Raw genomic sequence first — 12370 nt, forward strand, 5'->3', positions numbered from 1 at the left:
TCTTAATAGATGCGTTTAGGGATGCGCCAACAGCTCGGTCAATTCGCTGACCTGAGCGATTTCACGCATGTCTTCCGGCATCCCGCGGATGCTCAGCGCCTTGCCGGCGGCCTGCGCATCACGGATGAAGCACAGCAGCAGCGACAAGCCGACACTGCTGGACTTCAACACCGCCGAACAATCGACCACCACTTCGGTCGCGGTACTGGCTTTGATCAGCGCCTGTCCCTGCTTGCGCAAGTCGGGGCCGGTCAGGTAATCCAGCATGCCGCTGAGCCGAAGCTCGCCGGTTTCACTCATGCGAATGGCCGACACACTCATTGGTTAGTGGTCTCGGTCGATGCCTTGGCTTTGGCGACTTCCCCGGCCCAGTTGTTGATAGTCTTGTCCAGGTCGTTGCCATTTCGCTGCATCGCATCAGCGAACTGATCGCGGAACAGCTTGCCAATGTTGATGCCATTGATGATGACGTTACGCAGTTTCCACTCGCCGTTGATCTTTTCCAGCGTGTAAGACACCGGGTAGATCGCGCCGTTGTTGCCCTTGACCGTCATGCCAACACTGGTGCGGTCACCCGACTCGTCCTTGGCAGGATCGACGGTGATGCCCTGGTTGTTGTATTCGAGCAAAGCATTGCCATAAAACTGGAACAGGCCCTTCTTGAAGTTTTCTTCGAAGGTTTTCATCTGTGCCGGTGTGGCTTTGCGCGAGTACTTGACCGTCATGATGCTCTTGGAAATACCCTCGGCATCCACCACAGGTCCGACGATGGTGTTCAACGCCGTGTAGAAATCCTGCGGGTCCTGCTTGTACTTCTCTTTATTCGCCGACAGATCGGCAAGCATCCGGGTGGTGGTGTCCTGTACCAGATCGTGCGCGGAAGGCGCCGCCACGGCGTTAGCCACCAACGGCATCGCCGCGAGTAATACCAACAGGCCACGTCGCAAGGTAGAGATCATTCAAAAGCTCCTCATTTGGCGTCTTTACTAACGGTATTGAGCAGGAATTTACCGATCAGGTCTTCGAGTACCAGCGACGACTGGGTGTCATGGATGGTTCCACCATCCTTGAGCAAGGCTTCTTCGCCGCCCACGCTGATACCGATGTACTTCTCGCCCAACAGGCCAGCCGTCAGGATAGATGCAGTGGAGTCAGCCGGCAGGTTATCTACGCGCTTTTCCAGTTGCATGGTCACCCGACCGGTGAAGCTGTCGCGGTCCAGATCGATCGCCGTGACCTTGCCGATGGTCACACCGGCCATGGTCACTTTAGCTCTGACCGTCAAACCGGCGATATTGTCGAAGTATGCATAAAGTTTATACGTGTCGGTGCTCGGGCTCGGGGACAGGCCACTGACCCGCAAAGCCAGCAACAGCAAAGCCAGGATGCCAGCCAGCAAGAAAAGGCCGACACCGATTTCCAGGGTGCGGTTTTGCATCAGAAATCTCCAAACATCAAGGCGGTCAGAATAAAGTCCAGGCCGAGCACTGCCAAAGAGGCATACACCACGGTCTTGGTAGTGGCACGACTGATCCCCTCGGAAGTGGGCTCACAGTCATAGCCTTGGAATACGGCGATCCAGGTCACGACGAACGCGAAGACGACGCTTTTGATGATGCCATTGAGCACATCGTCAGTGAACGTCACGCTGTTTTGCATGTTCGACCAGTAGGAACCTTCATAGACGCCCAGCCAGTCGACGGCCACCCACGAACCACCCCAGATACCCACCACGCTGAAAATCATCGCCAGCACCGGCAGGGAAATGAAGCCGGCCCACAGGCGCGGGGCAACGATGTATTTGAGCGGGTCGACACCAATCATTTCCAGACTGGACAGCTGCTCGGTGGACTTCATGTTGCCGATTTCGGCCGTTAGCGCCGAACCGGCACGCCCGGCGAACAACAAGGCCGTCACGACCGGTCCCAACTCACGCAACAGCGTCAGCGCGACCATCTGCCCCACCGCCTGTTCCGAGCCGTAGCTGGACAGGATATTGAAGCCCTGCAGCGCGAGCACCATCCCGATGAACACCCCGGAGACCACAATGATCACCAGGGACATCACGCCAACGGAATGCAACTGCTTGATCAGCAGGCCAAAACCGCCGCCGATGCCACCGCGACCGAGCAAGGCATGAAACAGGAAAATCGTCGAACGTCCGAACACCGCCAGTGCGTCGATGGCAGAGTGGCCGAACCGGCGCACGCGTTCTATTAATGAAATCTTGCGCATCAACGCTTCCCCAGAAGATCTGCGCGGTAGTCCGTCGCTGGAAAGTGGTATGCAACAGGGCCGTCAGGTTCACCGGTCATGAATTGGCGGATCCGTGGTTCCTGGGAGTTCATCAGTTCCTCGGGAGTCCCCTGCCCCAATACCTGACCTTCGCCGACGACATAGATATAGTCGGCGATGCTCGCTGTCTCGGCCAGATCGTGGGACACCACGATACTGGTGATGCCCAGGGCATCGTTAAGCAGGCGGATCAGGCGCACCAGCACCCCCATGGCAATGGGATCCTGGCCGACAAATGGCTCGTCATACATGAGAATCTGCGGATCGAGAGCAATCGCACGGGCGAGCGCGACACGACGTTTCATGCCGCCGGACAATTCGTCTGGCATCAAGTCGATGGCGCCACGCAAGCCCACGGCCTGCAATTTAAGCAGGACGATGTCGCGGATCATTTCTTCGGGCAGCTGGGTATGAACGCGCAGTGGAAAGGCGACGTTCTCGAACACATCGAGATCGGTAAACAGGGCGCCGCTCTGGAACAGCACCCCCATGTGCTTGCGTGCATCGAACAGATCGCTGCGCGACAACTTCGGCAGGTTCTGGCCGTTAACCCAGACTTCACCTTTGGTGGGTCGCAACTGTGCGCCCATCAGCCGCAACAGCGTGGTTTTGCCACACCCGGAAGGCCCCATGATGCCGGTGACCTTGCCGCGCGGGATACGGATATCGACGTTATTGAAAATGCTGCGCGTTCCGCGCTTGAAGGTCAGTCCCTTCAGCTCGACCGCGTAGGCGTTATCGGCACTCATCTAAACTCCTTGCGATGCAGCCTCTCACTCGGACGCCTGGCTCTCTGACGAAAGCACATACCTCCCCGGGCAGGCCGAACTGGCGGCGAACTATATCACTGCAAAGGCCAAGCGCCAAAGGCCCAAGCCAGACCATCTTGTGGCAAAAAGCCTCGTTTAGAGGGTATTCGGCAAGCGGGAATGACAAAGCGTGACGAACTTGCGTGAGGGTTTTGATCATTACCGCTATAATCGCCGCCTTTTCATCAGGCTATACGATTTCTGACATGAGCCAATCCAGCGACCTGATTCAATCAGCACAACGCACCATCCGCCTCGAACTGGAAGCCGTAGAAGGCTTGCTGCCCCATATCGACGCTGATTTCGTACGCGCTTGCGAGATGATTCTGGCCAGCAAAGGCCGCGTGGTAGTGGTCGGCATGGGCAAATCAGGGCATATCGGCAACAAGATCGCCGCCACCCTGGCCAGCACCGGCACCACGGCTTTTTTCGTGCATCCGGCCGAAGCCAGCCATGGCGACATGGGCATGATCACGCGTGACGACATCATCCTGGCCCTGTCGAACTCCGGCTCCACCAACGAAATCGTCACCCTGCTGCCCCTGATCAAGCGTCTGGGCATCCAATTGATCAGCGTGACCGGCAACCCGGACTCACCGCTGGCCAAGGCTGCCGAGGTCAACCTCAATGTTCACGTCGAACACGAGGCCTGCCCGCTGAACCTGGCACCGACCTCCTCCACCACCGCCGCGCTGGTCATGGGCGATGCCCTGGCCGTTGCATTGCTGGAAGCTCGCGGCTTTACCGCTGAAGACTTCGCCTTTTCCCACCCGGGTGGCGCGCTGGGTCGACGTTTGCTGCTGAAAGTGGAAAATGTCATGCACGCCGGACAAGAGCTGCCACAGGTTCAACGCGGCACCTTGCTCAAGGACGCCTTGATGGAAATGACCCGCAAAGGCCTGGGCATGACCGTGATTCTGGAAGCGGACGGCAAGCTGGCCGGGATCTTCACCGACGGTGACTTGCGCCGCACGCTGGACCGCAGCATCGATATCCATAGCGCTACCATCGATCAGGTCATGACCGCCCACGGCAAGACTGCCCGCGCAGAGATGCTCGCCGCCGAAGCCCTGAAAATCATGGAAGACCACAAAATCAACGCGCTGGTCGTGGTCGACAGCGAAGACCGTCCGGTCGGCGCCTTGAACATGCACGACTTGCTGCGTGCGGGAGTAATGTAATGAGCTTGGACCTGCTTCAACGCGGCAAACAGATCAAGCTGGCAGTGTTCGACGTCGATGGCGTGCTGACCGACGGGCGCCTGTATTTCCTTGAAGACGGCAGTGAATTCAAGACGTTCAACACACTGGACGGCCAAGGCATCAAGATGTTGATGGCAGCCGGCGTGCAGACCGCTATCATTAGCGGTCGCAAGACCCCGGTCGTTGAGCGGCGCGCAAAGAATCTTGGCATTCCCCACCTGTACCAGGGTCGTGAAGACAAACTGGTGGTACTCGACGAACTGCTTGCCCAACTCAATCTAAGCTATGAACAAGTGGCCTACCTCGGCGACGACCTTCCAGACCTACCGGTGATTCGCCGCGTCGGCCTGGGCATGGCGGTCGCCAACGCAGCCAGCTTCGTGCGAGAACACGCCCACGGCATCACCCAGGCCCGTGGTGGCGAGGGTGCCGCTCGCGAATTCTGCGAATTGATCCTGCGTGCCCAGGGCCGCCTTGATGCGGCCAACGCTGCGTACCTGTGAGCCCATTATGCTAAGCAAAAAGTTTCGCAACATTCTGTTGTTCGGTTGCATTGCGGCGCTGTTCGCCGCAGTCGGCTACTGGAACATCAGCCCGGAACGCTTCCTCGACAAACCTGTGGTCAAGGTCGATGAAAGCGCGATCGACTATTACGCGCTCAACGCCCATAGCGTGCAGTTCCTGCCGGACGGCAAATTGCAATACGAAATGACGTCGGACAAGGTCGAACACCTGAAAGCGTCCGAAGTCACGCTACTGACCAATCCCGACCTGAACATGTTCCGCGGCACCCAGTTTCCCTGGCACGTCCAGAGCGATCACGGGGAGGTCAACCCTGACGGCACTCAGGTCGAGCTGATCGATTCGGTACGCATCACCCGTTTCGACGAAAAAAACCGCAGGACCCTGATTACCACCACCCGTATGACTGTGTTCCCGCAGCAACAATATGCGCAGACCGACCAACCCGTTAGAATCGACGGCGCTGGCGGTGTATCGACAGGCAACGGAATGAAAGCGTACTTGAAAGAAAGCAGGATACACCTGCTATCGAACGTAAGAGGACAGTATGAGGCTCGTTAAAACTCTCCCTATTTTGCTCAGTCTGGGCGCAGCACTGGGAAGCGTGAGCGCCTGGGCTCTGCCGACCGACCAATCCCAGCCTATCCGCATACAGGCCGACGACGCCCAACTGGACGACAAGAACGGTATCGCCACCTATACGGGCGACGTAATCATCACCCAGGGCACGATGAAGGTCACCGGCAACAAAGTGACCATGACCCGCACTCCGACTGGCGACATCGACGTGGTGACTTCAGTGGGCAACCTCGCTTACTTCGAACAACTGCAAACCCAGGGCGACACCAAGCCTGTTCAGGGCTGGGGCGTCACCATCCAGTACCACGCCTCGCAAAACCGTGTCGTGCTGATCGACAAGGCAAAAGTTGTCGACAAGGACAACAACGTCACCCAAGGCGAGAAGATCGTCTACGACACGGCCAAAAAGCTTGCGAGCGCTGGTCGCGCCACGGGCAGCAAGGTCACTGAGGCGCGCCCGCGTATCGACATGGTGATCCAGCCGAAGAAGAAAACCGACGAGCAAAAGGCCCAGTAATGGCAACTCTGAAAGCTCAGCATCTGGCCAAGAGCTACAAGAGCCGCCAGGTCGTGCGCGATGTCAGCCTGTCGATCGACAGCGGTCAAATCGTCGGCCTGCTGGGCCCTAACGGCGCCGGCAAGACCACCTGCTTCTACATGATTGTCGGCCTTGTACAGGCCGATCAAGGGCGCGTACTGATCGACGACCTGGACGTCAGCCACCAGCCCATGCACGGTCGTGCGAAAGCCGGTATCGGCTATCTGCCGCAAGAAGCGTCGATCTTCCGCAAACTCTCGGTGGCCGACAACATCATGGCGATCCTCGAGACCCGCAAGGAACTCGACAAGGCCGGACGTCGCAAAGAGCTGGAAAGCCTGCTGCAGGAATTCCATATCAGCCACATCCGCGACAACCTTGGCATGAGCCTGTCGGGTGGCGAACGCCGCCGTGTGGAAATTGCCCGGGCACTGGCGACTAACCCGAAATTCATCCTGCTCGACGAACCCTTCGCCGGCGTGGACCCGATTTCGGTCGGCGACATCAAACAGATTATCTACCACCTCAAGGCCAAGGGCATTGGCGTGCTGATCACGGACCACAACGTCCGTGAAACCCTGGATATCTGCGAAACCGCGTACATCGTCAACGATGGCCAACTGATCGCCGAGGGCGACTCTGCCACTATCCTTGCAAACGACCTGGTGAAAGAAGTCTATCTGGGCCATGAGTTCCGCCTGTAAGCATCGAGGTGTCTGGCTAGTCGACTGAGCTCCTGGCGCAATTAACACAGCAGTGTGTTTTTTATTGTTACGGCGCTCTAGGCAAACACTTCAGTTTCAGGCATATAATTTGCTTATGTTTGGCGCTCCGGCGCCCTGTAGTGGATGGCGCATGTGCGCCGGCGAATAAGGTGTTAAGCCCCTGCCATGAAACCATCGCTAGTCTTGAGAATGGGCCAGCAGCTGACGATGACACCGCAGCTGCAACAGGCCATCCGCCTGCTCCAATTGTCGACCCTGGACCTGCAACAGGAAATCCAGGAGGCTTTGGAGTCCAATCCGATGCTCGAACGCCAGGAAGAAGGCGACGACTTCGACAACGCCGATCCCTTGGCCGACAAAGCCGAGCAGCCACCCAACGCCGACATTCAGGAACCCTCCTATCAGGAAACCGCCCCCACGGTGGACAACCTCGAGGAAGGTGACTGGAACGAACGCATTCCCAATGAACTGCCGGTCGATACCGCATGGGAAGACGTTTACCAGACCAGCGCCAGCAGCTTGCCGAGCAACGATGACGACGAATGGGATTTCACCACTCGCACATCGGCCGGCGAGAGCCTGCAAAGCCACCTGTTGTGGCAACTGAACCTGGCACCGATGTCCGACACCGATCGCCTGATCGCCGTGACCCTGATCGACTGCATCAACAATCAGGGCTATCTGGATGAAACCCTCGAGGAAATCCTCGAAGCCTTCGATCCGGAACTGGACATCGAACTGGACGAAATCGAAGCCGTCCTGCACCGCATCCAGCAATTCGAGCCTGCCGGCATCGGCGCTCGCAACCTGGGCGAATGCCTGCTGCTGCAACTACGCCAGCTGCCAGCCAAGACGCCTTGGCTGGCCGAAGCCAAGCGTCTGGTCACTGACTACATCGATCTGCTGGGCAGCCGCGACTACAGCCAGTTGATGCGCCGCATGAAGCTCAAGGAAGACGAACTGCGCCAGGTCATCGAACTGGTCCAGAGCCTCAACCCGCGTCCCGGCTCGCAGATCGAATCCAGTGAAGCCGAATACGTCGTGCCTGACGTTATCGTGCGCAAGGATAACGAGCGCTGGCTGGTAGAGCTCAACCAGGAATCGGTGCCAAGGTTGCGGGTCAACGCGCAATACGCCGGGTTTGTCCGCCGTGCCGACACCAGCGCTGACAACACCTTCATGCGCAATCAGCTGCAAGAGGCCCGCTGGTTCATCAAGAGCCTGCAAAGCCGCAATGAAACCCTGATGAAAGTTGCCACCCAGATCGTCGAGCATCAGCGCGGTTTCCTGGAATACGGCGACGAAGCCATGAAGCCTTTGGTCCTGCATGACATTGCCGAAGCGGTGGGCATGCACGAATCGACGATTTCACGGGTGACCACGCAAAAATTCATGCATACCCCTCGGGGCATTTATGAGTTGAAATACTTTTTCTCCAGCCACGTAAGTACCTCCGAAGGCGGTGAATGCTCGTCCACAGCGATCCGCGCGATCATCAAAAAACTGGTTGCCGCGGAAAATCAGAAAAAGCCGTTGAGTGACAGCAAGATCGCTGGTTTACTGGAGGCACAAGGCATTCAGGTGGCTCGCCGCACCGTCGCCAAGTATCGCGAATCCCTGGGGATCGCGCCTTCGAGCGAACGTAAGCGGTTGATGTAGGGCCACGCCACAGCGTTCCAGTGGCAGGCATTTCTGCCTGCCGCTTTATGCACTGGCAACGAAGGAGAAGCTGTATGCAAGTCAACATCAGTGGACACCAACTGGAAGTGACCGAACCCCTGCGCACCTACATCGGCGAAAAACTCGAACGATTAGAGCGGCATTTCGACAAGATCACCAACGTGCAGGTCACGATGACCGTCGAGAAGCTGAAGCAGAAAATCGAAGCCACCCTGCATATTCCCGGCAATGAAGTGGTCGCCAACGCGGAACATACCGACATGTACGCAGCGATCGATTCACTGACCGACAAGCTGGATAAACAACTCAAAAAGCATAAGGAAAAGACCCAGAGCCTCCTCCAGGGTGCAACCGGTCGTTAACACTCCCAACCCATGATCCGACTTGAAAACATCCTGACCCCCGGCCGTTCCCTCGTGAACGTGCCGGGCGGCAGTAAAAAGAAAGCCCTCGAGCAAATTGCCAACCTGATCGCCCGGGAAGTGCCGGATCTGGAGATGCAAGATGTCTTCGAAGCATTGATCGCCCGTGAAAAACTCGGCTCGACCGGTTTTGGTAACGGCATCGCCATCCCCCATTGCCGTCTGAAGGGCTGCATCTCGCCCATCAGCGCCTTGATGCACCTTGACGCGCCCATCGACTTCGATGCCATCGACGGGGCCCCGGTTGACCTGCTGTTCGTACTGCTGGTCCCGGAAGCCGCCACCGATGCGCACCTTGAATTGCTTCGTCAAATAGCCAGCATGCTTGATCGCAAGGAAGTGCGGGAAAAACTGCGTAGTGCTCCGAGTAACGAAGCCTTGTATAAGGTTGTTCTGGAAGAGCAAAACGGTCAGTAATCATGCGCTTGATCATCGTCAGCGGCCGCTCCGGCTCGGGTAAAAGCACCGTACTCGATGTTCTCGAGGATAACGGCTACTACTGCATCGACAACCTGCCCGCCGGACTGTTGCCGGAACTGGCCGAGCGTGCGTTGATTCATACCGAATTGTCGCAACCACTGGTCGCCGTATCTATCGATGCGCGCAATCTGCCGAGCCATCTTTCGCGGTTTCCCGAGTTACTCGAGGAAGTCCGTAGCCGGCACATCAAATGCGATGTGCTGTACCTGGACGCCGACGTAGAAACCTTGCTCAAGCGGTTTTCCGAGACCCGCCGTCGTCACCCGCTGAGTACCGCCAATCGCTCGTTGGCTGAGGCGATCGAGGACGAAAGCAATCTGCTTGGCCCCATTGCCGACCTCGCTGATCTCAAAATCAACACCACCAACCTGAACCTGTATCAGCTACGCGACACCATCAAGCTGCGCCTGCTGAACCAGCCGGAAGCCGGCACTGCATTCCTGGTCGAGTCCTTCGGATTCAAGCGCGGCATGCCGGTGGACGCGGACCTGGTGTTCGATGTGCGCTGCCTGCCCAACCCTTACTGGAAGCCGGAACTGCGAGCGCAGTCCGGGCTTGATCAACCGGTGGCCGAGTACCTGGCGGCTCAACCGGACGTCGAAGAGATGTTCCAGGACATTTCCACCTACTTGCTCAAGTGGTTGCCGCGCTTTGCCGCCAGTAACCGGGCTTATGTCACCATCGCCATTGGCTGCACCGGCGGGCATCATCGCTCCGTCTACCTGACCGAACGTCTGGGCCAGGTCCTGCAACAATCCCTGAAGAACGTCCAGGTCCGCCACCGCGACCTCAGCTAAAGGATCCACATCGCGATGCCTGCTCTGGAAATTGAAATCATCAACAAGCTGGGCCTGCATGCCCGCGCTTCTGCAAAATTCGTTGGAGTGGCGGGTCAGTTCAAGGACTGCACGATCAGGGTAGGACGTGCCCCAGAATCCACGGTCGACGGTAAAAGCATCATGGCGATGATGATGCTCGCCGCCGGCAAGGGCACCACAATCCACCTGAGTACCGAAGGTGAGCAAGCGCAGGAAGCACTGGATGCGCTCGTGGCATTGATCAATAACTTCTTCGACGAAGGCGAGTAACACCTCGCCCTGTAGCAGCTGGCGAAACCTGCTGCTACAGCTCAGCGTTACGCCAGCGCCGTATCCATCACCATCATCAAACAAAATCCGATCAACAAGCCAAGGCTCGCGAGTTTGTCATGACCATTGCGTCGCGACTCCGGGATCACTTCGTGGGTCACCACCAACAGCATCGCCCCCGCCGCCAACGCCAATCCCAACGGCAACAACAGTTCGGCAAGGCTTACCAGCCACGCGCACAACAGCGCGAATACCGGCTCGACCAGGCCTGATCCCGCACCAATCAGAAATGCCTTGATCCTAAACATCCCTGCCCCAGCCAGCACCAACGCAATCACCAGCCCTTCCGGCACATCCTGCAGCGCGATGCCCATGGCCAGGCTGTCCGCGTCCGGCATGCCGCCGCCGGCAGAAACGCCGACGGCCATGCCTTCAGGGATGTTATGGGCAATGATGGCGAACACGAACAGCCAGATGCGTGGAGGAATCACCGGATGTTCAAGCGTGCCGATGAGCATTTCCGGTGAAGCGCTCGACACCTTGCGATCAACCAAATACAGACCAAACGCCCCGAGCATGATGCCGAAACAGATCAGTCCACTGGCTGACCACGGCGTCAGGCCGAGGCCTTCAGCGGCGGAAATGCCCGGCACGATCAGCGAAAACGCCGTCGCCGCCAGCATCACGCCGGCACCGAACCCCAGCAATGTGTCACTGAGCGCCTGGGGCATGCGCCGAATGACCAGCACCGGCACCGCACCGAGCGCGGTGCCGAGCGCGCAGATCGCACCGCCCTGCAACGCACGCGACAGTCTCGGCTCAAGGTCCAGCCAGGCGAGCCCTTGAGCCACCAGCAAGGCCATGCCTGCCATCAGTAATAGCGATCCCACAGCGTAACGAAACATCCGCCCACTTCCGATCGCCAGTGTTTCAGTGCCCATAGTCAGCCTTGGATTGTTTTTATAGAGGACTTAAACCAGCACGGCTTGATAGCGCGCAGCGACTTCGGGCCAATTGATGACGTTGTAGAACGCATTGATGTATTCCGGACGGCGGTTCTGATAGCGCAGGTAATAGGCGTGTTCCCACACATCCAGACCAAGAATCGGCGTATTGCCGTTCATCAGCGGACTGTCCTGGTTACCGCTGCTTTCCACCACCAGCGTTTTTTGTGGCGTGACACTCAGCCAGGCCCAACCACTGCCGAAACGGGTCAGCGCCGCTTTGGTGAACGCCTCTTTGAAACTGTCCAGACCACCCAGATGCTCATCGATCGCCTTGGCCAGTGCACCTTCGGGATTGCCGCCGCCGTGAGGTGCCATCACTTCCCAGAACAGCGAATGGTTCGCGTGGCCACCGCCCTGATTGATGACAGCGGCGCGCAGTGTTTCCGGCAGTTGCCGGACGCTGGCGACCAGCTTTTCAACTGACCACTCGGCGAACTCCGTGCCCTCAACCGCGGTGTTGAGGTTGTTGATGTAGGCCTGGTGGTGCTTGGTGTAATGGATTTCCATGGTCTGCGCATCGATGTGCGGTTCCAGGGCGTCATAGGCGTATGGCAAGGCAGGCAAGGTAAAAGCCATTTCAATGGACTCCATGATGTAAAGGCGCAGGCGCGACCGCCGGGCTGTGCAGCAAACGATGGGTGCGCGGATACTCGCCGTGCTCGCTGATGAAATTCAGCAGTTCGACATAGGTTTTGCTGCTTTGGCGCAGTGCGGCATCGCGCAGGGCCGGTGCCAGACGCGGATCCTGCAGGGTCTGCAACAACCGTTGGTGGATCGCACACAAATACTCGGCGCTCTCCTCCGGCTGGTTCAGCCGCAGATGCAGGTCCGCCAGGTTGTGGTGGGAAATCACGCAAGCCGCCACCGCTTCGTCGGCATCCGCCCAACGCTCAAACAACACTTGAGCCAGGGCCAGTGCCTGCAAGTAAGCCTCGCGGGCATCGACCAGTTCGCCCAGCATGAAACAGTGATTAGCCCTTTCGATCGTGCGTTTCCAGTGCTCCATGGTGAGCCTCCAAAGCG

Annotated in this window: 18 protein-coding genes; 10 read left to right on the forward strand and 8 right to left on the reverse strand. The window is 58.1% G+C overall.

What is annotated here, in order from left to right:
• Window positions 1–15: 15 nt before the first annotated feature.
• The 5 genes from BMS17_RS10015 to BMS17_RS10035 are packed head-to-tail and all read right to left on the reverse strand — an operon-like array spanning window position 16 to window position 3044.
• On the reverse strand, window positions 16–321 hold the full coding sequence (locus BMS17_RS10015; RefSeq protein WP_046026812.1) for a lipid asymmetry maintenance protein MlaB: 306 nt from the start codon (window positions 319–321) through the stop codon (window positions 16–18).
• Window positions 318–959 (reverse strand): phospholipid-binding protein MlaC, encoded by a 642-nt coding sequence (locus tag BMS17_RS10020; RefSeq protein ID WP_046026813.1) that lies wholly within the window; start codon window positions 957–959, stop codon window positions 318–320. The genes BMS17_RS10015 and BMS17_RS10020 overlap by 4 nt, the downstream gene beginning before the upstream one ends.
• Window positions 960–970: 11 nt before the next feature.
• A complete protein-coding gene (mlaD, locus tag BMS17_RS10025; protein WP_046026814.1) occupies window positions 971–1438 on the reverse strand; it encodes an outer membrane lipid asymmetry maintenance protein MlaD in 468 nt (155 codons plus the stop codon).
• Window positions 1438–2235: a lipid asymmetry maintenance ABC transporter permease subunit MlaE gene (mlaE, locus tag BMS17_RS10030; RefSeq protein ID WP_046026815.1), complete on the reverse strand. Its 798-nt coding sequence runs from the start codon at window positions 2233–2235 to the stop codon at window positions 1438–1440. The genes mlaD and mlaE overlap by 1 nt, the downstream gene beginning before the upstream one ends.
• Entirely contained in the window at window positions 2235–3044 is an 810-nt protein-coding gene (locus tag BMS17_RS10035; RefSeq protein ID WP_046026816.1) for an ATP-binding cassette domain-containing protein, read from the reverse strand. The genes mlaE and BMS17_RS10035 overlap by 1 nt, the downstream gene beginning before the upstream one ends.
• Before the next feature lie 266 nt (window positions 3045–3310).
• On the opposite strand from BMS17_RS10035, the gene BMS17_RS10040 reads away from it, so the two are divergent.
• From BMS17_RS10040 to BMS17_RS10085, 10 genes are all read left to right on the forward strand, one after another.
• Window positions 3311–4285 carry a KpsF/GutQ family sugar-phosphate isomerase gene (locus tag BMS17_RS10040; RefSeq protein ID WP_007942750.1) on the forward strand — a complete coding sequence of 325 codons (975 nt, stop codon included), beginning with the start codon at window positions 3311–3313 and terminating at the stop codon, window positions 4283–4285.
• Window positions 4285–4809, forward strand: coding sequence for an HAD family hydrolase (locus BMS17_RS10045; RefSeq protein ID WP_077430873.1), 525 nt, complete (start codon window positions 4285–4287; stop codon window positions 4807–4809). The genes BMS17_RS10040 and BMS17_RS10045 overlap by 1 nt, the downstream gene beginning before the upstream one ends.
• Before the next feature lie 7 nt (window positions 4810–4816).
• Entirely contained in the window at window positions 4817–5389 is a 573-nt protein-coding gene (lptC, locus tag BMS17_RS10050; protein WP_046026818.1) for an LPS export ABC transporter periplasmic protein LptC, read from the forward strand.
• On the forward strand, window positions 5376–5924 hold the full coding sequence (lptA, locus tag BMS17_RS10055; RefSeq protein ID WP_046026819.1) for a lipopolysaccharide transport periplasmic protein LptA: 549 nt from the start codon (window positions 5376–5378) through the stop codon (window positions 5922–5924). The genes lptC and lptA overlap by 14 nt, the downstream gene beginning before the upstream one ends.
• Window positions 5924–6649: an LPS export ABC transporter ATP-binding protein gene (gene lptB, locus BMS17_RS10060; RefSeq protein WP_027924532.1), complete on the forward strand. Its 726-nt coding sequence runs from the start codon at window positions 5924–5926 to the stop codon at window positions 6647–6649. Before lptA ends, lptB begins: the two co-directional genes overlap by 1 nt.
• 186 nt (window positions 6650–6835) lie before the next feature.
• Complete coding sequence (locus BMS17_RS10065; RefSeq protein WP_046026820.1) at window positions 6836–8329, forward strand: RNA polymerase factor sigma-54; 1494 nt, start codon at window positions 6836–6838, stop codon at window positions 8327–8329.
• Window positions 8330–8403: 74 nt separating this feature from the next.
• Entirely contained in the window at window positions 8404–8712 is a 309-nt protein-coding gene (hpf, locus tag BMS17_RS10070; RefSeq protein WP_046026821.1) for a ribosome hibernation-promoting factor, HPF/YfiA family, read from the forward strand.
• Window positions 8713–8724: 12 nt separating this feature from the next.
• A complete protein-coding gene (gene ptsN, locus BMS17_RS10075; protein WP_046026822.1) occupies window positions 8725–9189 on the forward strand; it encodes a PTS IIA-like nitrogen regulatory protein PtsN in 465 nt (154 codons plus the stop codon).
• A 2-nt stretch (window positions 9190–9191) separates the two neighbouring features.
• Window positions 9192–10049 (forward strand): RNase adapter RapZ, encoded by an 858-nt coding sequence (gene rapZ / locus BMS17_RS10080; protein WP_046026823.1) that lies wholly within the window; start codon window positions 9192–9194, stop codon window positions 10047–10049.
• Window positions 10050–10064: 15 nt separating this feature from the next.
• Complete coding sequence (locus BMS17_RS10085; RefSeq protein WP_046026824.1) at window positions 10065–10340, forward strand: HPr family phosphocarrier protein; 276 nt, start codon at window positions 10065–10067, stop codon at window positions 10338–10340.
• Window positions 10341–10387: 47 nt separating this feature from the next.
• Here BMS17_RS10085 and BMS17_RS10090 read toward each other — a convergent pair whose 3' ends face one another.
• From BMS17_RS10090 to BMS17_RS10100, 3 genes are read right to left on the reverse strand one after another with little or no spacing between them, the layout of a single operon-like run.
• Window positions 10388–11281 carry a ZIP family metal transporter gene (locus BMS17_RS10090; RefSeq protein WP_077430874.1) on the reverse strand — a complete coding sequence of 298 codons (894 nt, stop codon included), beginning with the start codon at window positions 11279–11281 and terminating at the stop codon, window positions 10388–10390.
• Window positions 11282–11311: 30 nt separating this feature from the next.
• A complete protein-coding gene (locus BMS17_RS10095; protein ID WP_077430875.1) occupies window positions 11312–11923 on the reverse strand; it encodes a superoxide dismutase in 612 nt (203 codons plus the stop codon).
• Window position 11924: 1 nt separating this feature from the next.
• The gene (locus BMS17_RS10100; RefSeq protein WP_046026827.1) at window positions 11925–12353 is read right to left on the reverse strand and encodes a hypothetical protein; all 429 of its coding nucleotides are present in this window, start codon (window positions 12351–12353) and stop codon (window positions 11925–11927) included.
• Between the last annotated feature and the right edge of the window lie 17 nt (window positions 12354–12370).

The sequence above is a fragment of the Pseudomonas sp. C9 genome (assembly GCF_002000165.1).
In the GTDB taxonomy this organism is placed as follows: domain Bacteria; phylum Pseudomonadota; class Gammaproteobacteria; order Pseudomonadales; family Pseudomonadaceae; genus Aquipseudomonas.